This window comes from Flavobacterium sp. GCM10023249 (assembly GCF_042653365.1).
Taxonomy (GTDB): Bacteria; Bacteroidota; Bacteroidia; order Flavobacteriales; family Flavobacteriaceae; genus Flavobacterium.
The window spans coordinates 760,285-783,845 of sequence record NZ_JBHSHZ010000009.1 but is presented as its reverse complement, the minus strand read 5'-3'; the positions used below and the strand labels follow the sequence as shown (position 1 = coordinate 783,845).

At 35.9% G+C, this 23,561-nt stretch carries 23 protein-coding genes; 8 read left to right on the top strand and 15 right to left on the bottom strand.

Annotated elements, in window-relative coordinates; all coding sequences use genetic code 11:
* Positions 1-32 precede the first annotated feature (32 nt).
* The 3 genes from ACFO7M_RS10330 to ACFO7M_RS10320 are packed head-to-tail and all read left to right on the top strand — an operon-like array spanning position 33 to position 3,393.
* On the top strand, positions 33-1,145 hold the full coding sequence (locus tag ACFO7M_RS10330) for a hypothetical protein (protein ID WP_379714938.1): 1,113 nt from the start codon (positions 33-35) through the stop codon (positions 1,143-1,145).
* Positions 1,146-1,916 (top strand): FkbM family methyltransferase, encoded by a 771-nt coding sequence (locus tag ACFO7M_RS10325; protein WP_379714936.1) that lies wholly within the window; start codon positions 1,146-1,148, stop codon positions 1,914-1,916. It abuts the gene before it with no gap.
* A gap of 13 nt (positions 1,917-1,929) precedes the next feature.
* Positions 1,930-3,393 (top strand): lipopolysaccharide biosynthesis protein, encoded by a 1,464-nt coding sequence (locus tag ACFO7M_RS10320; RefSeq protein WP_379714934.1) that lies wholly within the window; start codon positions 1,930-1,932, stop codon positions 3,391-3,393.
* Between the two features lie 98 nt (positions 3,394-3,491).
* On the opposite strand, the gene ACFO7M_RS10315 is transcribed toward ACFO7M_RS10320, so the two are convergent.
* The 12 genes from ACFO7M_RS10315 to ACFO7M_RS10260 all read right to left on the bottom strand — a co-directional run bounded on the left by ACFO7M_RS10315 (position 3,492) and on the right by ACFO7M_RS10260 (position 11,685).
* On the bottom strand, positions 3,492-3,743 hold the full coding sequence (locus ACFO7M_RS10315) for a hypothetical protein (protein ID WP_379714932.1): 252 nt from the start codon (positions 3,741-3,743) through the stop codon (positions 3,492-3,494).
* Between the two features lie 4 nt (positions 3,744-3,747).
* Complete coding sequence (locus ACFO7M_RS10310) at positions 3,748-4,050, bottom strand: hypothetical protein (protein WP_379714930.1); 303 nt, start codon at positions 4,048-4,050, stop codon at positions 3,748-3,750.
* A 4-nt stretch (positions 4,051-4,054) separates the two neighbouring features.
* Positions 4,055-4,660 (bottom strand): hypothetical protein, encoded by a 606-nt coding sequence (locus ACFO7M_RS10305; RefSeq protein ID WP_379714928.1) that lies wholly within the window; start codon positions 4,658-4,660, stop codon positions 4,055-4,057.
* Between the two features lie 190 nt (positions 4,661-4,850).
* On the bottom strand, positions 4,851-5,363 hold the full coding sequence (locus ACFO7M_RS10300) for a hypothetical protein (protein WP_379714926.1): 513 nt from the start codon (positions 5,361-5,363) through the stop codon (positions 4,851-4,853).
* A gap of 222 nt (positions 5,364-5,585) precedes the next feature.
* The gene (locus ACFO7M_RS10295) at positions 5,586-6,134 is read right to left on the bottom strand and encodes a hypothetical protein (RefSeq protein ID WP_379735491.1); all 549 of its coding nucleotides are present in this window, start codon (positions 6,132-6,134) and stop codon (positions 5,586-5,588) included.
* 171 nt (positions 6,135-6,305) lie between these two features.
* Positions 6,306-6,689, bottom strand: coding sequence for a hypothetical protein (locus ACFO7M_RS10290; protein ID WP_379735490.1), 384 nt, complete (start codon positions 6,687-6,689; stop codon positions 6,306-6,308).
* 78 nt (positions 6,690-6,767) lie between these two features.
* Entirely contained in the window at positions 6,768-7,484 is a 717-nt protein-coding gene (locus tag ACFO7M_RS10285; protein WP_379735488.1) for a hypothetical protein, read from the bottom strand.
* Positions 7,485-7,658: 174 nt separating this feature from the next.
* Positions 7,659-8,162, bottom strand: coding sequence for a hypothetical protein (locus ACFO7M_RS10280; RefSeq protein ID WP_379735486.1), 504 nt, complete (start codon positions 8,160-8,162; stop codon positions 7,659-7,661).
* A gap of 179 nt (positions 8,163-8,341) precedes the next feature.
* Positions 8,342-9,175 carry a WG repeat-containing protein gene (locus tag ACFO7M_RS10275; protein WP_379735484.1) on the bottom strand — a complete coding sequence of 278 codons (834 nt, stop codon included), beginning with the start codon at positions 9,173-9,175 and terminating at the stop codon, positions 8,342-8,344.
* Between the two features lie 255 nt (positions 9,176-9,430).
* The gene (locus tag ACFO7M_RS10270; RefSeq protein WP_379735482.1) at positions 9,431-9,934 is read right to left on the bottom strand and encodes a DUF4199 domain-containing protein; all 504 of its coding nucleotides are present in this window, start codon (positions 9,932-9,934) and stop codon (positions 9,431-9,433) included.
* A 274-nt stretch (positions 9,935-10,208) separates the two neighbouring features.
* Entirely contained in the window at positions 10,209-10,754 is a 546-nt protein-coding gene (locus ACFO7M_RS10265; protein WP_379735480.1) for a GNAT family N-acetyltransferase, read from the bottom strand.
* Positions 10,755-10,941: 187 nt separating this feature from the next.
* Positions 10,942-11,685, bottom strand: a complete 744-nt coding sequence (locus tag ACFO7M_RS10260) for a hypothetical protein (protein ID WP_379714906.1) — start codon at positions 11,683-11,685, stop codon at positions 10,942-10,944.
* 287 nt (positions 11,686-11,972) lie between these two features.
* Between ACFO7M_RS10260 and ACFO7M_RS10255 the strand changes: the two genes are divergently transcribed.
* Positions 11,973-12,521, top strand: coding sequence for a helix-turn-helix domain-containing protein (locus tag ACFO7M_RS10255; RefSeq protein WP_379714904.1), 549 nt, complete (start codon positions 11,973-11,975; stop codon positions 12,519-12,521).
* Positions 12,522-12,629: 108 nt separating this feature from the next.
* Positions 12,630-13,127, top strand: coding sequence for a hypothetical protein (locus tag ACFO7M_RS10250; protein WP_379735478.1), 498 nt, complete (start codon positions 12,630-12,632; stop codon positions 13,125-13,127).
* Positions 13,128-13,165: 38 nt separating this feature from the next.
* Here the strand turns inward: ACFO7M_RS10250 and ACFO7M_RS10245 are convergent, their stop codons facing one another.
* Together ACFO7M_RS10245 and ACFO7M_RS10240 are read right to left on the bottom strand one after the other, a co-directional pair.
* Entirely contained in the window at positions 13,166-16,486 is a 3,321-nt protein-coding gene (locus tag ACFO7M_RS10245; RefSeq protein WP_379735476.1) for a T9SS type A sorting domain-containing protein, read from the bottom strand.
* 270 nt (positions 16,487-16,756) lie between these two features.
* Entirely contained in the window at positions 16,757-17,815 is a 1,059-nt protein-coding gene (locus tag ACFO7M_RS10240; RefSeq protein ID WP_379735474.1) for a 3-oxoacyl-ACP synthase III family protein, read from the bottom strand.
* A 242-nt stretch (positions 17,816-18,057) separates the two neighbouring features.
* Here ACFO7M_RS10240 and ACFO7M_RS10235 point away from each other — a divergent pair, with 242 nt between their 5' ends.
* From ACFO7M_RS10235 to ACFO7M_RS10225, 3 genes are all read left to right on the top strand, one after another.
* Complete coding sequence (locus ACFO7M_RS10235; RefSeq protein ID WP_379735472.1) at positions 18,058-20,904, top strand: sensor histidine kinase; 2,847 nt, start codon at positions 18,058-18,060, stop codon at positions 20,902-20,904.
* A gap of 3 nt (positions 20,905-20,907) precedes the next feature.
* A complete protein-coding gene (locus tag ACFO7M_RS10230) occupies positions 20,908-21,660 on the top strand; it encodes a LytR/AlgR family response regulator transcription factor (RefSeq protein WP_379735470.1) in 753 nt (250 codons plus the stop codon).
* 89 nt (positions 21,661-21,749) lie between these two features.
* Positions 21,750-23,093, top strand: a complete 1,344-nt coding sequence (locus ACFO7M_RS10225) for a T9SS type A sorting domain-containing protein (protein ID WP_379735468.1) — start codon at positions 21,750-21,752, stop codon at positions 23,091-23,093.
* Between the two features lie 20 nt (positions 23,094-23,113).
* Here the strand turns inward: ACFO7M_RS10225 and ACFO7M_RS10220 are convergent, their stop codons facing one another.
* Positions 23,114-23,494, bottom strand: coding sequence for a group III truncated hemoglobin (locus ACFO7M_RS10220; protein ID WP_379735466.1), 381 nt, complete (start codon positions 23,492-23,494; stop codon positions 23,114-23,116).
* Between the last annotated feature and the right edge of the window lie 67 nt (positions 23,495-23,561).

Sequence of the window (23,561 nt, the reverse complement as noted above, 5' to 3'; positions counted from 1 at the left end):
TTTATTTTTGTCCAATAAGAAATAGAAAACTCTTGGAAAAGAAGAAAATTGCTTTTATTGAAATGGAAACCCATTCGGCTCTGCTCGAACAATGGTATTTGTTGGTTTCTAGAATGAATCGTATTGATTTTCATTTTTTTGTAAGTCCGAAAGTTTATGACAAACTAACGGCAATTCCACAAGAACATATTTCGCTTATCGTTTCGGTGGCAGAAACAGATTTTTCCCATTTTGAAGGTGTCGTGGTTAATACGTTACACCGTGATTTTAGAGATTATGAGAAACTGTTCACTTCGCAACAGGTGTTGTGTCTGATTCATAACCTGAATTTCAGTTTGTTCTTCAAAACTATTTCTTTCGCTAATATTTTGAAAGAAAAGGAGCGATTTACCTATTTCTTGAAATTGTACCTGAAAGAAAAAGTGGCTTCGCAACGAAAAGTAATTCTTAAGGCAAAACAATACGGTGTTATTTCAGAAGCAGCATTGCAAACAATTCTAGCCAACGGAAAGCATTCGGCTAAATCAAAATTGATTCAGATGAATTATTGCCATGAATCTGTTTTTCCAGAGGATGAGGTAATTCACATTGTGATGCCCGGTAATGTTTCGAATAAAAGGAAAGATGTTGATTTGGTACTGAGCGTTATTTCTCGACTGCAACCACAATCTACTTTACAGTTTACATTCTTAGGGAAACCTGAAAATGATTCGGTTGTGAGTCAATTGGAACAGTTGAAAAAGAATTGTCATTCCAAAATCCGGATTACGTATTTCAGTCAGTTTATTCCGTGGGTGAGTTACAGCAAAATCATCAGTAAGGCGCATTTGCTTTTGTGTCCTGTCAAAGAACAAACCTCATTTTATTGGGTGGATGAATGTTACGGCAGTACGAAGGTCAGTGGGAGTGAAGCCGATTGTATATATAACGGTAAAATAGGAATCTTTCCGGGAAGTTATCCGAAAATGGACTGGCATAATCTGTATTATGAAAATGAAAACGAGTTGTACGAGATGTTGAATACTGTTACAGTAGAACAACTCAAAAAGGAATATGAAAAACTAAATCCTTACGTTGAAAAATATACCTTTGAAAAAGTGAAAAACATATTGGAAGAACAACTGCTAGAATTAACAAAAAACTAAATGTTACAAAGTCTTATTAAACTGGCCTACAAGTACTGGCCATCATTATACAAAAAGCGTTATTATAAAACGTTGCATTCATTGTCTACCGGTAATTATAAGTGCGAACCCGAATTGTTGTACATTCATCAAGTATTGAAAAGTGATTCGGTTTTTATCGATATCGGAACCAATAAAGGCATTTATTTGTATCAGGCCGAAAAAGTAATTCAATCCGGAAAGATTTATGGTTTTGAACCGAATCAGACATTGGTGAATTACATTCAGCCGCTTTTTCCAAAAGTAAAATTGTTTCCATTGGCGGTTTCTTCCCAAACGGGAACTTCGGTGTTGCACATTCCTAAAAAAGGTGACGGTTTGCAAGACACGCGAGCTTCATTGGAAGATATGGGTGATGCTGTTGAAAAAATAGAAATTCAAACCATTACGCTAGATGATTGGGCTCAAAAAGAAAATGTGTCCAAAATTGATGTCGTAAAAATTGATGTCGAAGGCCACGAGTTTGATACGATTAAAGGATGTAAAACCATTCTGGAAACAATCAAACCGACTTTCATCATCGAAATCGAATTGCGTCATGCACATTACCCAATCAAGGATATCTTCGATTTTATTGTTGGGTTTGGATACGAAGTGTTTTACTTCGACCGAAAAACATTAGGCTTACAACCTTTCGAAGTATCGCAAATGGCCGATTTCCAAAAGGATGAGTATCTGAATGATTTTAATACGTATATCAATAACTTCATTTTCGTGCCGAAAGAATTATAATTCATAACTCAAAATGAGCGTAGTAGCAAGGCAAAGTTTAAAATACAGTATCGTTGGGTACTTCAGTACGTTGATAGGGATTCTGTCAACGGTATTCCTGTATCCTAACGATTTGGAATTTGCAGGTAAAATACAATACATTCTGCCTACAGCCTTATTGGCACTACCTTTGGTAACTTTTGGGATTATGCATGCCAACGTTCGGTTTTATCCCAAAATGGAAGAAACCAATAACCAACACAATCTATTAAAGTATTCCATTTGGTTTATCCTTAGGAATTTTGTTATTGTCACGGTATTGTTTTGGACTTTGTCTTATTTTAGTGAACAAATCAGAGAATCGCAGTTTTATGCCTTTGGAGCATACATTTTTCCGGTTATGCTGTGTTTGGCGCTTATCCAATTGTTTTCACGATTTATTTCGATTAAAAAAAGAATCGTGGTTCCTAATATTTTCGAAAATGTTTTTCCTAAACTCGGATTGATTTTAGCCTTTAGTGCCTTTTTCTTTTTCAAAATAGCAGCTACGACAGCAATTTGGATTGTAGTGTTGTTTTTTGCATTGGCATTGATAGGGATGTTTTTTTATGTACAACGTTTGGATCGATTTACCGGAAAAACTTCGTTCGCTTTCTTAAAGGAAAACAATTTCCAGAAGGAGCTCATGCAATATTCGTTCTATACTTTCTTTGGTAGTTTGGGTTCTATCGTTGCTCTCAATATCGATGCTTTTATGATTGGTGAGTTCATTGGGAATAAACCTTTGGCGATTTACAATACTTCGGCTAATTTAGTACGTATGATTACCGTTCCGGCTTTGGGCGTGTATACCATTTCGGCACCTATTATCGCAAAGTATATTGAAGAAAACAATATGTCCGATTTAAAATCGCTGCATCATAAAACTTCTTTGTATTTGTTTACCATGGGAGCTGTTTTATTCGGGTTGGTCGCCTCAGGTATCGAAGATTTATTTTTCCTGATGAAAAACGGTGATGAACTGGCGCAAGGTCTTCCGGTGGTTTATATTTTAGGTTTAGCATTATTGTTTGATCTGGCGACCGGTTTTAACGGTTACATCATTACGAATTCCAAATATTACAAGTTCAATAATACCACTACCATTGCTTTGGCGGTATTAACGATAGTAAACAATCTTATTTTCCTGTTGATTTTTAAAATGGGAATTACGGGTGTTGCCATAGCGACCTCTATTTCATTAACGGTTTACAATTTGATTAAAATTGGTTTTAATTACCGCAAGTTTGGGGTGCATCCGTTTAGCAGTAAGTATTTGTATGTATTCGGGCTTTTGATTGTTGTGCTTGTGGTTGGTAAATTCCTGCCCGATGCACCTAATAAGTTTCTAACTCTGTGTTACAAACCTGCCATCGCTTTTGTAATTTTTGCATTGGGTAACCGGATTTTTAATATTATCCCGATTAAAGAGGTACTACCGAAATCGTTATTTAAATAATGATGAAGAAGTACTAGAATGGTTTAGTAAAGAGTCATGTTGGGACTTTTCTCGTTGTCTTTCTGTTTATTCTTTTGAAATTTTTTATATCGATCAATTTATTTACGACTATTCATTTTTCTCTTTATGAGTAAATACAGACTCATTCGGGTTAAGAAGTAAATCAGAAGGGAACAACAATTTAAAAGAAGGGCAAATCCAATGGCATATCCTGATGCTCCAATTGCTTTCGCTTCTAATTTGTAGATACATTTATCAAAAAGAATTCGAAAGGCATAAACAAAGGAAGAGGCGAGAAGTAATGTAATAAGTAAAAGAAGGATTCCGAATGTTTTTTGTATAAATTTCATTTGTTTACTGTAAGGTGGCTTGGTCAAAAGGTTGGTCGAAATCTCGAATTTTTGTTGGATGTTTATCGTTATGGTTTAGGTATTCGGCCCAAAAAAGTACATCTCTTGGATCATCGGTGGCCGCTTTGATGTATTTTTTTAGCTTTTCGATGTTTTGTTCGGCCAAAAACACTATGCATCGAACAATTCTTTCCTCCTTCAAATAAGCAGCACTTTCAAAGGCTTGATCGAAAAGGCCATACACTTCAGTCGCTTTGTGCCCGAAGTCCATTTCAATTTTTTTACTAATATCAAGAGTAATATACATAACTTTACTTTTCTTTATAATACAGTTGTTTCGCTTCTTCTACACTTTTGTTGTACTTTTCGAAGATAAGTGTCAAATTAGTTTCGAAGGCAGGAAAAGCAATTTCAATTGCCCAGTTTGGTTTACTTTGGGGTAAGTTTTCGACGATTTTGTCCAAAAACACATACCATCCGGGTGTTTCTTCAGAAAGTGTAAATGCAATATTATTTTCGCAAAAAACGTCCAAACGAATTTCGTCAACAGCAAATAGATCGACTTTATAGCCAAAAAGGCAAAGTACTTCAGTCCAGTTTATTGTGTGAAATTTATTTTGCAATGCTATTGTGAATCCTTTGTCTGTGTAAGCAAAAAGCCCAAAATCTGTTTTTCTTTTCGCTAATTCCTTTTTGATCTGTTCTTTGTATGCTTTGGTTCCTGTGAATATGATTTTTTTTTGTTTTGGATCGAGTAGCGGATAGCTAACTACGACTGCGCCTAGCCCAAAGAAACACATACCAAATAGATATAGTGTTGTCACGCTCATCAAAAACATACCCCAACAGATTATAAGTAAAGCAATATAGGAGTAGGGATTCTTGTAAACAATTTTTGTAGTAGTAGACTGGCTCATTTTTATGGTAACAAAGTAACTCTTAGAGAGCGTTTTTTTCGAATAGACAAAGATAATTTATTTTCTAAAGTGTAGCTTTTATTCCAGTAAATAGGATTCGTACTGTACAAAGCATGACTAGATACTATTTTGTTGTCTTAGTTTAGTTAGGTAAGATGAATAGTGTATGGTAAAAAGAAAACCGACATTATTATAATGAATCTTTGTGCCAGGTGTTTTCTCCTATAAAGCCATATTTTTTTGTTGCTATTTTCCAGTTTTCTATTTCTTTTTTCAAAACAAACTGTTCTTTTTTTCCAATACTTTGATAGAATTCAATTTCAACAACCGCTCGATTTTCGGATTTCATTATGAAAATTAACTTTGTATCTGGATAGAGCAGGTAATCATATTTTGCAGGGTTGCCAAAAGAATCAGGATTTCCCTGAGTAGTATCCAAGAAGATGGGGCTGACAATTTTTCGATATCGGGAAGTGTATTCCTCCCATAATTCATCTTCTCCAGGTTGAACTTGATTTGGTTCTTTTGGATTTTTTAACTTTTCACTGCGGTTAAAAATTTCTTGTTCAAGTCTATTGATTTCTTGTAAAATTGTGATAAGAAATTCTACCAACTCATTTTTCATAGGTAAGAATTTTTCAGAAGTCAGACTGTCGTCAATCGTTAAATTGTTTATGGTGACACTGAAATTTTCTTCTTTCAAATGTGGTGTTTTTCTGCCTAATAATTTTCGGAATAGTTGCATAGTTGATTGGTAAACTAAAAGGATTAAACTTTATTCTGTTCCAGCGAATGTATGCCTACATTTTGCTTATTTGTGATACATTTCAAAAGTAAATAAAATAGCCATAACAATTCGAATAGCCTTTAGAGGAATCCACTTTGTCGAGTAGTGTCGTTATGAAAGAAGACTTTGCGCAGCGGACTATTTATCGAATTGTATTGAAGAAAGTAATTGATCAAAATCTTTTTGATAATCGCGATTTTTTTCATCATTCATATATATTTCATAAGAAAAATTATTATTTGGAATGATATAAGCTTTGCTTCTATGCTGTTTTATTTTATTGTTTCTTGATTCTTGAAATTCAAAAGAGTAATATAATGCGTCCATTTTGTCAATTTTGATGATTTTTGGTTCGTCAGTAAATTGAATAGGATGATAAAATTCTTTATACAAGTCAACCTGTTTTTGAACAGAATCAAAAAAAGCGTCATCACTTACATGTTTATTTTCTCTTTTAACAATTGTAAAGAATGGATTGTCAAGGCTACTGTTAGACTGATGTCTGATATTTATATAGGTTTCTCTACTCACTATAGGTTGGTGTTTTGATTTCATATGTTCGAATATAGAATCTGATGTAATTTTTTTCCAACCTGTAGGTTTTTCAAATGAAAAAATTCCTTCTTGTTTTTTTAACGTACAAGAAGTACTACTCAATAGTATAAAAAGAAATAAAAATTTTTTCATTAGGTGCTGTTTTTTAGTTGAATACAATTTTTCGCGGCTTCTCTTTTGTAGCGAAGTGTAGAACTTTACATTTTCGAATAGAGATAAAATGTCTAGTAAAATAGAAATATGAGTTTACCACAAAATTCATAACCTTCTCGAAAATTTATGAGCGGTAACTCATTTTGCTTGTTACCGTTTTTGTCTCCAAACTATTTCTTGGTCGATATAGGCTTGCATATTCTCTCCAATTATTTGTTTTAAAAGGTTTGAGACATGTTTAAATTGTGAATCGTTAAGTGACTTTCTTTTTAAGATGTCAAGTGCCATGGAGGTTGCCATTGCAATATCTGTTTCAATTGTAATGAGTTCAAATAGGTTGACAATTTGCTCATCAGATAATTGGGATTGGGTTTCTAAATAGTTTTTGAACGCACGAAAACGATAGTGTTCCGTATTTTCGTCCAAACCACTTTCAAAGTCTTTCACTTGTGTCAGTAGAATATCAGTTGTCAGTACGCCAAATTCCAGCCACAGTTGATTGTATTTTAATAATTTTAAATTATTGTCGGTCATTTTTTAATTGCTGCTATTGTTTTGCGGCTTCCCGATGGCAAAGTTTTCGTAGTGCCAGCAAGTCAAACTGCCAATAATTTATTCAATGCCTAAAATTTTTTTTAACCACATCCGGCCCGTTTTTGGGGAGGTGCGGTTAGGAAACGTTTTTCTTTCAGTTAAATTGTCCAATGGAACTATCGGGAGTTTTTTCAATTGTCGTGTTTTGTTGATTATGCTTTTTATCTTGTCCAAATTTGCAGGTTCTTCTTGTACCCAATCCAATAATTCGTCTGCCATTTTCTTTCTTTCCATTTCCCAGTCATATTTGCATTTCGTTTTGCTCAATTGAAAGAGATGTTTTTTTGCCTGGTCAAAGTTTAAAGTCAAAATATGTAAAACCGCCACCTCATAAATTCTCCAACTATCGTGCGCTTTTTCCTTTTCCACTGTTTTTAGTGCAGTCCAGACGTCTATACATTTTTGTTCAAGCTCCTGAACTCGTTGTATTGAAAGTTCACAAAGGTTGATTACTAATTTATGGAATTGCTCTTCGTCTTTGAACTCTTCAAATCCTTTTTCTCTGTAGCCGTATCCAAAAGCAAAATAGTCTCTTGGATAAAAGTTAAAGTCAATTCCTATATTCAAATAGGTTCCTTTTGTCCGAGATGAAGGTTGGAATTCAATTACAATAGTATACCAGTCTTTATCGTAAAGAAAAGTGCGTGATTGTCCTTTTTGAACTATTCCATAAGGTTTCAGTCGCTCTTTTGCGATTTTTTGGAGAAGTTTATTGTGGTCTATCGGTGTCGTCATACAATTTACACGTAACGTTTTACTACTTGTTGAGGTTGCGAACTTCGGAGCTGACTGCTTTACTTTAATGATGCACTTTTAGCTTTGGTGTTATTAAAGTTAGAATTTCTAGCGAAAATAAACCTTTATTAACCTCAAATTCGCAATTGTGTAACACTTTTATTAGCAGCCGCTTTAAAGCGCTTCACGGCCATAACTACGTGAGGTAAAAATATAACCTGCAGAAACCAAGTAGAAGTTTGAAATTTTTGATATCGAATAGGACTTAAAAACGTCATCGTTTAATTCATTTAATTCTTCAATAACTATAGGTTTAAAAATAAATCCTGGGATGTTATAAACACTATCATTTTTAAATTTCGCATTTTGCTGATTAATTAATTCAATTGCTTTTTTGCGATCGCTTTTTTGAATTTTTAATTCAAAATTTTCAAATTCTGTATACAGATTTTCAATTTTTTGAGTTTCGATAGAAGTTTGTTTTTTTTCTCTTACATTTATTGACCAAATGGATGAAAGTAAGTGGTGCAATTCTCTCTTATTAGCAATTGTCAATTCTTTTGATTGTTCTAAAAGCAAGGTGTTGGAATGATGGTTTTCTTGTTTCTGACAAGCAAAATTCACTAATACGATAAGTAGCATCAATGAAATGAACGTAATTCCAAAAAGATTTTTCATAAGGAGTTTGTAAAGTAGGATTGCCAATTCCGATAAACACACTGTTATATAGCGCTTTTCAAAAATAGGGAAATAGTTGGAACACACAAGTTATATCTACGACTTTAGCCGAACACATTATCTGTTGTCATTTTACTTTTTTGTTGCCATTTGCAGGACGTTCTGGCTAACGGGGGAGGTTAGAAGTAGTTTTTTATAGTACTATTTAGTATTTTTTCAATATATTCAAAATCATAATTTTTCAATTCGAAGGAATCGTATTTTTTTTCAATTTCTGTAGTTGGAATTTCTTTTTCGATGATGTTTCCACTATAGTCTAAATAGTACCAGAAGTCATTCTTCTTTACGACAAATTTATTAATATGATTTTCATCTTCCAATCCATCCGTATTGAAATCCACAATAAGTGCATCGTAATCAAATGGAATAATTACAGTGTTTTTTGAATTAAGAACTCCAAATTTATGATTGTTTTTTCCTTTTATTATGCTGTCATTATAATAATATAATGAATCGTAAGAAACCGGAATCATAATTTCACCATTGTGTTTTATTAATCCGATTTTATTGTTTTTCGAAACATAATGCGCTTTTGGCCCATGTTCAACCCAATTTGTAATTTTGTCGTAAATTATAGGAATTAGAATTTTGTTGTTATAATTTATAATTCCAACCTTGTCGTCTCTTCTGACAATAAAATTGTCTTTTCCATTTAAATTTCCATAACAACAAGCAGTATTGATTGTTTGATAACGATTTGGGATTATTACTTGATTAGCTTGGTTTATAATGCCCCAAAAATTATTTTTTTTCGTAAATAAATAATCTGCTCTTTTAGATTTATAAATAGTGTCAAATTTGAAAATTCCATTTGCACTATCCTTTGAAATGGCAAATTTTTTATTGTTTTCGATGATTAAATTACCATTGTCAAGTACCTGAAGGACTTTAGTTTGAGCAAGTGCATTTCCCAGAAAAAAAAATCCAATCAATACAGTATGTTTTTTATTCATCTTTTAATTTTTTATTCTTTTTTGTAATGTTACTGCTAAAATTGATGTAACAACTCTTGAATACGCTTTTCAAAAATAAGGAAATAGTTGGAATGCACAGGTTATATCTACAACTTTAGCCTGCTGCTCAAAGTCTCCTGACTTTGAGCCATTAATTATGTAAATTAAAGTAGATGTTTTGTTAATTATTGTCGAAAAGTCAGTAATCGAAGATTCTACGTAGTCAGACTATGCGGAGCGGGAGTAGTATTGGTTTTAACTCTTACCCCTTTTTGCTACAAACGTTGCCAATATTGAATGAATACTTCCGAAAGACATGCACACGAACATGTAGACTAAGCCTCTCAAGGCTTCATTCATTTCCATGATTTTGTTTGAGTTAGCGACATCCTCAGCGGACAGACCTGCTCGGTTGATCGTTTTGTATTCTATTATTTTGGAAGCCAGTTCAGGGTCAATGTACGTATTGAGCACCACAATGTAAACGGTGTACAAGGCCGCACTTATGAGTCCGCTTAATAGGCCTATTTTAATGGTTTGCCTATAGGTAAAGGAGGCACCATCCTGTTTTTTGTATTGGAACACAGCGTACCAAATGGTCAATGTGAAGATGCACCAATATACATAACTCAGTGTTTGGTCGTCGTGGAGTATCATTCCGGTTTTGTAACGTATAATCCCGATACTGACTACCACAATTCCCAACATTACACCGTAAAGTAAGCCTTTTTTTACCGGAAGGTTTTTAGTTTGATTCATAGTTGATTAGTTTTTTCAGAATTAGTCGGGGTTTGAATAAGTTTGTTACGGTAGGATGAATTGAGGGTTGGATCGGAAGTTATAAGTAATAACAAATTAAGTAAACCTGCTTTATTGGGATCAAAAGCTGGCGAGCGTTCGGCTCGTGTCCAAAATTGATTAAAACATGAAAAGACTACAACATTTTTAAGTTATAGTCTTTTCATGTTTTATAAAGCACGGAATGCACCCTAGTCTTTAGCCGAACAGACGAAGTCAATCCGCGCTATCGGGGTTATTTTCTTTCATCAGTCGACAAAATTGCATATCCATAATTATCTGACCAGCCAGACTTTAAAGGCAATAATTTTCGTGTATGTGCTTCTCTAAGCATACCAACTTTTTCTAAAACACTGATTGAACCAATATTTTCAATTGCACAACCAGCTTCAATTCTATGTAGTTTCAAGTTTTTAAATCCGAAATCAATTATTTTTCTTAAACTTTCTGTTGCATAACCTTTATTCCAAAATTTATAATCATATTGAAACCAAACTTCCGCATTTTTATAATGATCTTTCCCTAAATTAATTCCAATCAAACCGATAAATTCATTTCCATCAATTAATTCAACTGAAAAAGTAAATCGTTTGGTGTCTTCTTTTGCATTTTCGACAATCCAATTTTCAACAGTAATTTTTGTTTCGTTTATATTTTTGGGAATTCCCGATGTATTAAACTTTGCCGTTTCTTCTAATGATTGCAACTTATAAATGTCTTCAATATTTAGTATAGAAATTGGTTTTATATTTAATCTTTCAGTATTTAAATTTATGTTCATCTTTTGTAATTATTTCTATCACACGATTTTTGGGTAAAATGCCGCATAACGGTTTGCAGCTTTGCGAAGTGTCGAAGTTCGGGACTTTATATTTTTCACTAAGATAAAATTAATAGCGAAATACAAATATGAATTTACCAATATTCTCGCCAATTCGTGAAACCGTTGTTATATGGCGTTTTTCTTGTTATTCAATTTTTATAAGTTTATTATTCTCAATTTCAAATACAGATGTCATTCTCCAATGGTCACAACGTTTATAGCCTGATTCATATCCCCACCATTCACTTAATGCTTCTGTGTTTATGATTAACAATCTACTATCAATTTTATATTCAGCACCACAATGCCCATCATTTTTGTCGAAAGGGATTTTGGAGTAAATTATTTCACCACTAATCCTGTCCACAATTGCCATTTGTGCACAAGCAGCTCCGCAACCCCATTCAATAATTGTGTAATGTCCTGCGAAATTTACACCAGTTTTTTTACAACCATCTTTTATTCGAGTAATAAAGCGTTTTGCGGATTTGTCTGTTGAAAAAATTGGATCTGCAAGTTTTCCTTTATAAATTTTATTTGTCTTAAAATTTTCAAATTGTGAGTTAAATTTAAACTTTTTAAAAATGCCAGGACTAGTTATTTCGTCAATATCTCCAAGAAGCACAATGTAATTATCAAAATACAATGTATCTCCTTTTGTTTTGATTTTTGACTTTTCACCCTTTTTTATAAATTCAAATTTTGCATTCCTTTTAGCTTCAAAAAGGAATTCCCCAATTTTATAAATACTGTCTTTAACTTCAAATTGTTTTTTAGTAATTGTGTCTGAAGAAATAACTTTTGATTTACTATCATTTGATTCTTGCGCTCTGCTGTTATAGAAAGCTAGCCCGAATGTAATTGTCAATATGTAAACTGTCTTTTTCACCGATGTTTTTCAAAATGCCATATAACTCGTAAATATACGCAGCTTTATTACATTTTTTAATGAATTGAATGAGTGTAGTATTTTAAATAGTATGCAAAAAAAATAAAACAAAACCTCTTCTCCCAACCTACTCATTTCTCCTTACTCCTTAAAAACACCAAATTCTCACTCCATTGATTCCTGTGTTTAGGATTTATTTTTTTACAATTAAACACTTTTTTTGTGTTTAATTTTTAATTTTTTCAAAAAAAGGCACAAGAGTTGTGTTTGATTTAAAAAAATAAAAAATGAAAAACACATGTAAAGAGAAGGACGTAATGAAACCGGTGCTGGGATTAACTCAGAGTGAAATTGCAAGGCTATTGGGGATTTCTGTGAGTCATTGGTCAATGTATAAATCCTCCAAGCGAGAGATTTCTTTTGCAGCAAAGATAAGATTGTTTTCTCTTATGGGGGAGGTAAAGAATGTCAAGGAGGTGCCTGATGCAACTAAATCGTTTTTAAAGACGGAAGAGATGAAAATACAGAAGCAACTAAAAAGCGAACTTCAAACGATAAAATTAAAACGGTATCGTATCCAAAAGGCAATTGAAACTCTTGAAAATCAACGTAAAGAATGTTTAGCGGCGTTAGTTGTTGCGACTGTGATTGAGAATGGATTTGATGGGGTGGATAAGGCTTTGGCATCCTCAATTCAATCTAGGGCCAAAAAAATGCTGGATAAGCGGAGTATGCATAAACTGGAAATGACTAAATTAAAATTGGAAAATCTTAACCTGTTGGAACATCAAATTATCAAAAGATTGAAGTTGGGTGAATCGGATAATTGGATGTAAAAAAAAACCTCCCGATAACCGGTAGGGTTTTTAGTATGTTAAGTCATGACTATAACCAAATTACTGGTAGGTGAGTTAAAAAAAATGCTGTGACTAGAACTAGAAGAAATGACAATGTTATTAGGTGTTCCCAGAAGTCAATGGTCGATGTTTAAATCAGGGAAACCAGCGCTGCCATTGAAGCCCATGCAACAATTGACTGCCTTATTGCTAAGCGTGCAACAGGAAAAAGGAATGTCTACAGCAGTGACACAATTGTTGGAAGAGGAGGAACAACGCACCAACACGCAACGTAAAAAAGAGGAGATCAAGACGGAGGTCAAGCTCCGTCGCATTCAAAAAGAAATCGCCATTGCGGAGTGCAACCGCATCGAAGCTTTAGCTGCATTCCAAACCATGGCGCACTTAAGCAAACAGGAAGTGCCCGATGATGGATTGATTTTGATTATCCGGGATCACGCACTGAAAACATTCAACAAATACAATCAATACAGTCTAGAGCAGTTGCATCTCAACCAGGAAAGTCTTCTTCTTATGAAAACCGCAATTCAGCAAAAGATTCAAAAAGTCGGAGGCGAAGTACAATTTACTGATGAGCCTGCATAAAAAAACCTTCCGTTTCCGAAAGGTTTTTGATGGTTGATTTATTGTTTAATGACTTTGAATATTTTTGTTTTTTGTTCGCCTTCCAGACGAACAAAATAAATGCCGCTGGCTGTGTCTTCAAGCGATATATTGATTTGTTGTTGTTGCTTGTAGTTCGTTTTTTTAATGATTTTACCCAGTAAATTCGTAACCGTCACTTCTGAAGATTCAAAAATGTGGGGTAGGGAGATGAAAAAATGATTGGTAACAGGATTAGGGTACAATACGACCGTCTCTAATTGATTTTCTTCAGTGCCCAATACAGCTTGGCATTCAGAAACGCTGTCGCAACTCCCAACCGTTAAAATAACTGCGTAATTTCCATCTACAGTTGGGGTATACGATTGGTTGTTAGCGCCTGGAATAAAAGCATTGTTGTTAGAGCAGTCTATCCATTGGTACGAATCGGCAGTCGAATCGGCAGTTAAAGTCATACCGTTACGGGTAATACTTGTATTGGCAGTCGTACAGGAAGTGTATTGCGCTAAATAAACATCCATATTATTCAAAGCAGTAGAGTAGCTGGTAGCTCCCGAAGTATCAAAATCAACGGTATTGTTAAAATATCCGGTTATGTGGACTTTGTTATTACGATCTAATGCAATGGCATTCGCTGAATCAACATTTAGACTTCCGATGGCTTTTGCCCAGATATAATTACCGTTGACATCGTATTTGGCAATAAAGATATCGATGCTTCCTGATGCCGAAGTTAAGTTGGCTACAGCTACTGGAGATGGGTCAAAATCAGCCGTGCCTTGAAAATAACCTGTAATATGAGGTCTGCCACTGGTATCCAAGCTTAAAGACATTGCTTCATCGGTACTAGTTCCACCCATCCCTTTTGCCCATAGGTAGTTTCCGTTAATGTCGTATTTGGCAATATAAATATCTCTCGCTCCAACAGCCGAAAGGTTGGCATTGCCTCCAGATGGATCAAAGTCTGCCGTGTTTTGAAATGTACCTGTGATATGAATTTGTCCTGTGCTGTTTAATGCTATGGAACGAACTACTTCAGGTCCAGAACCTCCTATGTTTTTTGCCCAGATATAATTTCCGTTGGAATCGTACTTTGCAATGAAAACATCTGAATTACCGGATACCGATGTAAGATTGGCAACCGCACCTGAGGGATCAAAGTCGGTAGTTCCTATAAATGTTCCGGTGATATGTATTTGGTTGTTATTGTCCAAAGCCATAGAAATCGAATATTCATCGCTGGTTCCGCTGATGTTTTTTGCCCACAGATAATTCCCGTTAGCATCGTATTTGGCAATGAAGCTATCGTAACCTCCAGCACTTGTCAGATTAGCAGTTGCAGGTGAAGGGTCAAAATCAGCCGAATTAAAGAAAAATCCGGAAAGGTAAATCTGTCCGTTATTGTCCAATGCAATGGAAGTTGCTTCGTCATTACTAACTCCACCCATGTTTTTTGCCCAAAGGTAATTCCCGTTGGTGTCGTATTTGGCTAGGTAAATATCCGAACTTCCCACAGGAGTTAAGGTTGCTGTTGCAGCGGAAGGATCAAAGTCTGCGGCCCCAACAAAGGTGCCTGTAATAAGTACTTGTCCATTGTTGTCTAACTTGATGGAATTGACATATTTTGCATTATTTCCTCCAATGGATTTAGCCCATAGGTAATTTCCGTTGGAATTGTATTTGGCTATAAAAATATCCTGATTGCTTGATATGGGCGTAAGTAAAGCGGTTGCTGCTGAAGGATCAAAGTCGGTAACTCCGTTAAAAGTACCTGTTACATACACATTGCCTTGATTGTCGGTAGTTATTGCTTTTCCGATCTCTGCAAAGATTTGGTTGGAATACCCTCCAATAACTTGTGCATTGTTAAAAGTCCCTGTTGCACTGTAACAAGCCATAAAGCAATTCGCATTTCCGAAACCGGCTGTCAGGTTGGAAACAGATACCGAAGCATCAAAATCTACGGTGTCTCTGAAAAAACCGGTAAAGAATATTTTGTCATTGGTGTCTACAACAATGGCATTGGCAACGTCATCGTTAGCTCCTCCGCAATTTTTTGCCCAAAGGTAATTTCCGTTACTGTCGTATTTGGCGATAAAAATATCATTGTTTCCTGTGGAAGTAAGATTGGCGGTGGCAACTGAAGGATCAAAATCTACGGTAGCATAAAATGATCCGGAAATATGTACCTGTCCACTGCTGTTTATGGCAATTGAATTTGATTTTTCTATACTGTTTCCGTTAATGGTTTTTGCCCACAAGTAATTTCCGTTGGTGTCATATTTAGCAATAAAAATATCCTGAACACCTGCCACAGTTGAGGTAAGATTATTGACTGCGGCTGCAGGATTGAAATCGGCAGTATCATTAAAATAGCCGGTGATGTGTATTTGACCACTGCTGTCTAATGCAATTGCATTTGAACTGTCGGTGTTGTTTCCACCCATTGCTTTTGCCCAAATATAATTCCCGTTGGTGTCATATTTGGCGATGAAAATATCTGAATTTGTAGAAAGAGCCGTGAGGTTGGCGGCAGCTCCCGAAGGATCAAAATCGGCGGTGCCTGAAAATACTCCGGTGATGTGTACTTGCCCGCTGCTGTTTACCGCAATGGAGTAAGCGTAGTCAAAGTTGTTGCCACCTATATTTTTTGCCCAAAGGTAATTTCCGTTAGTGTCGTATTTGGCTATAAAACTATCGGTACCTCCTGCTACTGCTGTGAGGTTTGCTGTAGCACCCGAAGGATCAAAATCAACGGTGTTGTTGTGGTGACCTGTAATGTGAATTTGGTTGCTGCTGTCTAGAGCGATGGAACTTAAAGATATGCTGGCATTTCCAGAAATACTTTTGGCCCAGATATAATTTCCGTTGGTATCATATTTAGCAATGAAGCCATCTAATGCTCCTACGGATGTTAAATTATCGGCACCAGCGGAAGGATTAAAGTCCACTGTACTTTTGAAATTTCCGATAATATAGAACTGACCGGCATTATCCAAAGCAATAGCATTAGCTCTGTCGTCACCGGTGTTGCCTATGTTTTTCGCCCAAAGATAATTACCGTTGGGGTCGTATTTGGCTATATAAATGTCAAAACTGCCTAGGGACGTTAGGTTGGCTGTTGCTGCTGACGGGTCAAAATCCGCTGTTTTGTCAAAGTATCCTGTGATGTAACGGTTTCCGGATGCATCCACTGCGATGCCATTTCCAGTGGTGAAACCACCTTCGATGGAGGTGTTTTCGGTGTTTAATACCCACTGTAATTGTGGATCAATTTGTGCATTTACAGTTGTGGAAACTGTTACACTTATAAATAAGAATAAGGTGTAAAGTTGTTTCATAGAAATGGGATTAATAGAGCGTACGAAGATAATTGAAAAAAAAATAGGAATCAATGACGGAATGGATTGACTTTTAGAATGTTGAAAAGAATTTAGTTTATAAGATTTTACTTTCAATAGTGCTGGAGTAAGTAAAAGAATTGTATTGTTTAGTGTAAAGGAGTGTTTCCAAAATTTCACTCGGTTAAAAAAAAACAATAAAGAGTTGAAAAACAAAAGGCTACTCGAAAGAGTAGCCTTTTTATAGTGAACAGAGTTTATAATTCATAATTAATATCGATACACCACCGCATTGATGTTCATACCGGCACCTACCGAAGCAAAAATCACTACGTCATCTTTATTCAGTTGTTGGTTTTCGATTTCGCCTTTTACGATCAAATCGTATAAAGTAGGAACGGTGGCTACGCTACTGTTTCCTAATTTGTGGATACTCATGGGCATCACACCTTCGGGTGGGGTTTGTTTGTAGATGCGGTAAAAGCGTTGAATAATCGCTTCGTCCATTTTTTCATTCGCCTGATGAATCAGTACTTTTTTTACTTCCGAAATGTCAATACCACTTTTGTCCAAACAAGAAGCCATTGCTTTGGGTACTTGACTCAAGGCAAACTCATAGATTTTACGACCGTGCATTTTGATGTAACGCACATCCGGGTCGTGGTCTTTGTTGAACGAATTGCCAAAGAACAAATAGTAGGCTTCGTCATACGTAAAGGTTGCGGTTTCGTGGGCTAAAATTCCACCGTCAGCATCTGTTTCTTCTACAATGGTAGCTCCCGCACCGTCCGAATAAATCATCGAATCCCTATCGTGCAAGTCGACTACACGCGATAAGGTTTCGGCACCAATGACCAAACATTTTTTGGCCATTCCGGCTTTGATGAAGGCTTGTGCTTGGATAACACCTTCAATCCATCCCGGACAACCGAAAAGCATATCGTAAGCAACGCATCGTGGGTTTTTGATACGCAGGTCAAATTTCACGCGAGTGGCTAAACTGGGTAAAATATCAGTTTGTATTGCGCCGACTTTCACGTTACCAAAGTTGTGCGCAAAAATAATGTAATCCAATTCTTCGGGATCGATGCCGGCATCCTGAATTGCTTTTTTGGCTGCAATACTGGCAATGTCCGAAGTTAGTAAATCATTTGTCACATACCTTCTTTCTTCAATTCCGGTAATGTCGTGAAATTTTTCGGTGATGGTTTCATTGGGTAATGGAAATGGGGTGCCATCATCATTTAAAAAAACGTGCTTGGCGAAATCTTTATTCGTCACAATTTCGGTCGGGATATAGCTTCCCGAACCAGTAATTCGGATATTCATAAGTTGAGATAAAGTTTACACTAAATTAACCATAATATTAATCTATTGGCAGTAATACGGCTTATTTTATTTATTTTTATTAAAAATCCAAATAAAAAGTTATAAAATTATCGATGCTGTTTTTATTTGGCGTTTTTTTTTCAGATTAAACAATAGGTTTACAATTGGTTTCAGAAGTTCAAACGCAGCTTTCACAAAGTGGTGTTTAATTTATAAGTGGTATGTCCTAAATTTGACTCGATATGTTAATTCGATGTTTTTTTCTCTTATTCACGTGGTTTTGCTTTGCGCAACAGCCTTCTCATTACATTATTGGTGATGATGAATTGGCGGGCGTAAACATTTATAGTGCATTGCAGGGAAAAGACAATACGGTTTGGCTTTCTACCAATACTGGTTTATTTGCTTATGATGGTACTGTTTTTACCTTGCTTCCGATGCAAGAAATAAAAGACCAATCTTTGTTCGGGTTGACACAGGATCGCACGGGTAAAATTTATTGCCATAATTTGAGTGGACAAGTTTTGACGGTTGAAAATAATACGTTGAAAGTTTTTTGCCAGATTCCGGAACGATTGATTTCCGGTAGTATGTTTGTGGCATTTGACAATCAGAACCAATTGGTTGTTTCTTGTAAAGATCTCATTCGTTTCAATAGGAAGAAAACAAAATTTGAAGTCATTTTTGATTTCAAAGAGGATATTGCCGAAAAACTTACACAAGATGAAAAAGCGAGTATATTTTTCTGGAATGAGGGGTTTCAATTCCAATGGCATGATGGAAGAATAAAAAAAGGGACGGTTGCCATTCCCAAGCTTTCGTTAATTCAAAACCATGCCTACTACAAAAAGGGGAAGGGCTTCCTCTATTTTGCGAACCTGTCGAACAAAGCCATTCTTCAAACCGAACGACAATTGAAAACCATTGCATTTGCCATGCCTGAAAACCAATCGGTCACCTACCGACCTTTGATAGGGGAACACAAAGATTTGGTTTGGCTCGCGGGATCTAAAAATGGGGTGTATTGTTTTCAGTCGAACGGTACTCCACTGTTCAATAATAGTAAATTATTCAGTGATTTCTTTATTTCGTCCTACCTTGAAGACCGGGAAGGGAATGTATGGCTTTGTACATTTGGTAAAGGAATTGTACTGATTCCTAATATGGAGGTGACCGATTATTCGAACGCATCGATACTCGAACACGACGACCTGAGCCAAATTACCAAAAAAGGGAATCTGGTTTTTTTTGGAGGAACTTCCGGAAGGGTATTCCAATTGAAAAAGGGAGCTATTTCGTTGCTGCGTTGCGATTTTAATAAGGTTGAGTTTTTGGAATACGCCCCAAAATCGGAAAAGATGTTCGTAAACGATCGTGTTTTTGATGCCGAACTCAAGAAAGAAGTTCTTAAAAATGATTTCCATAAATACGGCGTTTTTGAAAACCAAAAGAACGATTCCGTTTTCTATGTTACACGCTCCGGATTATTTTTACTAAATCCGAAAAACAAGAATCATACACTGGGTTATTCCACTCGTACCTACGGCTTGTATAATGATGAACCAAATGGTGTGCTTTGGCTGTCTTCTTCTACTGGTTTAGAAAAAAGGTACAAAGGTAAATTCAGTAAGGTGGAGTACAATGGACAGCCTATTTTTAGTAATGGGATAGTGGGTTTCAATAATCAGGTTTGGGTGGCATCCAATACGGGTATTTATGTATTTCGGGATCAAAAATTACTACGACATCTTACAACAAAACAAAAGTTAGTGTCCGATCGCGTAACCAAAATCCATTACAATGCTCCTTATGTATATGTGGCTTCGAATGAAGGCTTGCAACGTTTTACTGCCGATTTTAAAAATGGTGTAAATTTTACCAAAGCGGAAGGTTTGCTATCGAACACGATTCTTGATTTCGAAGTCATGGAGAATCTGGTATATGTGGTTTCTTCCAAAGGCTTGCAGTGTTTCAATTTTAATACCATCGAAAATCACAAAGCGTTGCCGGATATTTTTATAAACCAACTGTTGGTCAATGGTTCTCAATGGGAGATGGGTACTACTCAACTTTCTTCAGATGAAAATACACTGGAATTTAATTTTCATACGATCACGTTCCTGGATAAACGCAACTTGAATTATCGGTATCGATTAGAAGGTTATGATGAAGAGTGGCGAAAGGTTGGCTTTCAGGATAACAAAGCAATCTATGCCAAATTGCCTGCAGGAAAGTATACTTTTATTGTGCAACTGACGGATGGTATTAATTTTTCGAAAGAACAACGATTTGGTTTTGAGATTGAACCTGTCTTCTGGAAAAAGTGGCAGTTCCTTTTGCCTGCAATGTGTTTGGTGGTTTTGGGTTTGTTTTTGTTGTATCGTCTGCGGGTGAATTATCTTTTGCAAAAATCCCAAATTCAAATTGATCGGGAAAAATACAGCAAAGAGATTAATAAGTCCAAACTTGCCGCGTTGAACGCGCAAATGAATCCACATTTTATGTTCAATGCGCTCAATAGTATTCAGGAATTTATTTTGCAGAATAAAAAAGAACAGGCGTCTAATTATTTGGGTGATTTTGCCGATTTGATGCGGAGTTACCTTCAGCACAGTCAGGAAGATAAAATTGTACTGCATGAGGAATTGGAAACACTGAAGTTGTACCTTAAACTCGAGAAACTGCGCTTTGATGATGATTTTGAGTACGAAATCAAAATAGATCCAAAACTGGAAGTACACCAGATTGAAATTCCTTCTTTCCTTATTCAACCGTTTGTGGAAAACGCAATCAAACACGGTTTGCTACATAAAAAAGGGGAGAAGCAACTTGTAGTTTCTTTTGAGAAGTTGGGTGAAGATGAGGTGGTTTGCCGAATTTCCGATAATGGTGTTGGTCGTGAAAAGAGTCTTGAAATTACAAAAAATAAAAAACACAAATCGTTTGCCACTCAGGCCAGCGTTGACCGATTCCAACTCATCAATCAAAATGAAGCTAAAAAGATGGCGTTGGAAATTATCGATGTAAAGGATGCTGAAGGCGCTCCCTCCGGAACAACAATCGTAGTAAGGATTCCCATAAATAAATAGGATATGAAAGTGTTGATTATTGATGATGAAAATAAAGCAAGGTTGCTACTTAAGACCATTTTGGAAGAATATTGTCCGGAAGTAACCGAAATTCATTTGGCCCAAAATTTATTGGAAGGCATAGGACTGATTAAAAACCATACTTTCGAATTGGTTTTTCTGGATATCGAAATGCCGGAACATTCGGGTTTGGAGTTGTTTGATTTTATCGATGTGAAAGAGGTGGGTTTCGAATTGGTTTTTGCAACGGCTTATAGTGAATTTGCCATTCAGGCGTTTGAATTCTCGGCTATCGATTATCTGTTGAAACCATTGCGCCCGAATAAAGTGCAGGAAACAGTGCAGAAAGTAGTGCAGAAAATCGACCAAAATCAATTGCAACAACGATTATTGGAGTTGAAATATGCTTTGACTACTGAGAAATTCAATAAAATTGCACTACCGGTTGATGAAGGCGTATTATTCGTGAAAACGGATGAAATTTGTTATCTCGAAGCCGATGGGATGTATACCAATTTCTTTTTGCAAAATGGTAAAACCATCCTGATCAGTAAGCCCATGAAATATTTTACCGATTTACTCGAAAACAAAGAGTTGTTCTACAAACCGCATCGCTCGTATTTGGTGAATCTCAAATACCTTCAGAAGTTGGTCAAAAAGGACGGGACTTATATTGAAATGGAAAACGGTGAGCGGATTCCGGTTTCAAAAGAGCGAAAAGAGATGTTGGTGAATTTGCTTCAGGACTTACAATAAATTTCAGCAATCCATAAAGTGGTTTCAGAAGTTGTCATAAAAAGAACCTAATAGGTAATCCTACTTTTGGTTCAATAAAAGGAACAACTATGAAAACAAAATTATTTTTACTTCTGTTTTTATCGGCATTGAGTGGGTCTGCACAATGTTGGCAAAAAATTGATTCGGGTATGTATCACACTCTTGCATTGGCTTCCAACGGGACGTTATGGTCTTGGGGATACAACAATGCCGGGCAATTAGGAGATGGTACAATTATCAATCGAACACAACCGGTTCAGATTGGAACAGCAACTGATTGGGTAAGCGTTCATGCCGGATATTATCATTCTTTTGCTATCAAAGCGGATGGCACTTTGTGGGGTTGGGGTCAAGGTGCAAATAATAGATTGGGTTATGGTGGTTTTGCGGAAGTTCATCAGCCCATGCAAATTGGTACGGCTACGAATTGGGCTAAAGTTTCGGGTGGCGAAACGTTTTCGATTGGATTAAAAACAGATGGAACAATATGGGTTTGGGGTATTGATACTTATGGACAAATGGGGAACGGTTTAGGCGGTGGATATGCTATTCCAACACAATTAGGCGTATCAACAGACAATAAAGATGTTGAGGCGGGTAGATTTCATGTGGTTTTATTAAAAAACAACGGTAATGTGTATACTTGGGGGAACAATGACTATTCGCAAATAGGTAATGGAAATGTTATTAATCAAGATGCTCCTTATTTAGTTCCAGGAACTAATAATTTCATTAAAATTGAGGCTGGTACTAATTCGTCTGTCGCTATTAAAGATGATGGTACATTGTTCTTGGCTGGGATGATTCCAAATTCTGCATTTACTTCAGTTACATTTATGCAGTTGTATCCTTCACATGTTTGGGCAAATGTAAAAGTAACCGATAAAAATTTTGTAGGAGTTAAACCCGATGGTTCTATTTGGACTTACGGCTTAAATACCTATGGGCAAAATGGATTAGGTCTTAATACAACTGCTTTAACTGTACCATTAAGTGGTTCTGATTATTCTTCTAATATTGGATTAAATATTTATTCGCTATTGGTGCTGAAAAATGATGGAACTTTACACGGTACAGGTCAAAATCATGTGGGGCAATTGGGCGATAATACAACAGTACAAAAAAGTACAATTACTGCAGTGGCTTGTCCTGCGGTATTGGATGCGGCAGATTTTAATACGAATTTGAATTTTCAAGTGTATCCCAATCCTGTGCAAGAAGTGTTGCGTTTTTCATCTTCAAACAATGCGACGATAGATAATGTAGTTGTTTATGATGTTTCGGGGAAAAAGGTTTTACAGGTTGCGGATTCAATTGATGAACTGAATGTCGAAAAATTAGCAAAAGGGTATTATACAGTGGAAATTACTTCTGAAGGGAAAAAGACAATGAAGAAAATTATTAAAGAGTAGTAAAAAAGGCTAACCATTGGTTAGCCTTTTTTATTGTTTATGATCTTGATTTGCATTATAGTTGCAATGCTCAATGCCTGTGTTTTGATTTGCTCGGCTTTTGCTCCTTTGAAAAAGGTATCGACCGTAGTATTGAAATGGCCCAACCAAATTTGAAACAATTCCGGTGTCAAATGCTCTTTTTTGTCAATGTCCAAATGGATATCAGTTAGATTGCGGGTGTAGCCTCCGGTGCCTAAAATGGCTTGTGACCAAAACGTAACCAAAATGGGAAGGTGCTCCTGAATTTTAATTTTGACTACATCCGTAAAAATGTAGCTAATACTTGGGTCAGTCAATAGTTTTTTATAAAATTCATCTACAAGCAAGTAGAGGTCGTCTTGATTTTCTATGTCTTTCATGATGTAAAAATAAGGAAAAGCTCGGATTGTTTACTTCTCTAGTGGATGCATAAGCACTGTTTTTTTG

What these genes read in the sequence shown, in the direction of transcription:
- ACFO7M_RS10270 (WP_379735482.1), bottom strand. Translation starts at nt 9,934, where the DNA reads ATGAATCAAACTAAAAACCTTCCGGTAAAAAAAGGCTTACTTTACGGT.
- ACFO7M_RS10310 (WP_379714930.1), bottom strand. Translation starts at nt 4,050, where the DNA reads ATGTATATTACTCTTGATATTAGTAAAAAAATTGAAATGGACTTCGGG.
- ACFO7M_RS10225 (WP_379735468.1), top strand. Translation starts at nt 21,750, where the DNA reads ATGAAAACAAAATTATTTTTACTTCTGTTTTTATCGGCATTGAGTGGG.
- ACFO7M_RS10265 (WP_379735480.1), bottom strand. Translation starts at nt 10,754, where the DNA reads ATGAACATAAATTTAAATACTGAAAGATTAAATATAAAACCAATTTCT.
- ACFO7M_RS10305 (WP_379714928.1), bottom strand. Translation starts at nt 4,660, where the DNA reads ATGAGCCAGTCTACTACTACAAAAATTGTTTACAAGAATCCCTACTCC.
- ACFO7M_RS10315 (WP_379714932.1), bottom strand. Translation starts at nt 3,743, where the DNA reads ATGAAATTTATACAAAAAACATTCGGAATCCTTCTTTTACTTATTACA.
- ACFO7M_RS10275 (WP_379735484.1), bottom strand. Translation starts at nt 9,175, where the DNA reads ATGAATAAAAAACATACTGTATTGATTGGATTTTTTTTTCTGGGAAAT.
- ACFO7M_RS10295 (WP_379735491.1), bottom strand. Translation starts at nt 6,134, where the DNA reads ATGAAAAAATTTTTATTTCTTTTTATACTATTGAGTAGTACTTCTTGT.
- ACFO7M_RS10220 (WP_379735466.1), bottom strand. Translation starts at nt 23,494, where the DNA reads ATGAAAGACATAGAAAATCAAGACGACCTCTACTTGCTTGTAGATGAA.
- ACFO7M_RS10285 (WP_379735488.1), bottom strand. Translation starts at nt 7,484, where the DNA reads ATGACGACACCGATAGACCACAATAAACTTCTCCAAAAAATCGCAAAA.
- ACFO7M_RS10290 (WP_379735490.1), bottom strand. Translation starts at nt 6,689, where the DNA reads ATGACCGACAATAATTTAAAATTATTAAAATACAATCAACTGTGGCTG.
- ACFO7M_RS10245 (WP_379735476.1), bottom strand. Translation starts at nt 16,486, where the DNA reads ATGAAACAACTTTACACCTTATTCTTATTTATAAGTGTAACAGTTTCC.
- ACFO7M_RS10230 (WP_379735470.1), top strand. Translation starts at nt 20,908, where the DNA reads ATGAAAGTGTTGATTATTGATGATGAAAATAAAGCAAGGTTGCTACTT.
- ACFO7M_RS10250 (WP_379735478.1), top strand. Translation starts at nt 12,630, where the DNA reads ATGACAATGTTATTAGGTGTTCCCAGAAGTCAATGGTCGATGTTTAAA.
- ACFO7M_RS10320 (WP_379714934.1), top strand. Translation starts at nt 1,930, where the DNA reads ATGAGCGTAGTAGCAAGGCAAAGTTTAAAATACAGTATCGTTGGGTAC.
- ACFO7M_RS10255 (WP_379714904.1), top strand. Translation starts at nt 11,973, where the DNA reads ATGAAAAACACATGTAAAGAGAAGGACGTAATGAAACCGGTGCTGGGA.
- ACFO7M_RS10280 (WP_379735486.1), bottom strand. Translation starts at nt 8,162, where the DNA reads ATGAAAAATCTTTTTGGAATTACGTTCATTTCATTGATGCTACTTATC.
- ACFO7M_RS10325 (WP_379714936.1), top strand. Translation starts at nt 1,146, where the DNA reads ATGTTACAAAGTCTTATTAAACTGGCCTACAAGTACTGGCCATCATTA.
- ACFO7M_RS10240 (WP_379735474.1), bottom strand. Translation starts at nt 17,815, where the DNA reads ATGAATATCCGAATTACTGGTTCGGGAAGCTATATCCCGACCGAAATT.
- ACFO7M_RS10235 (WP_379735472.1), top strand. Translation starts at nt 18,058, where the DNA reads ATGTTAATTCGATGTTTTTTTCTCTTATTCACGTGGTTTTGCTTTGCG.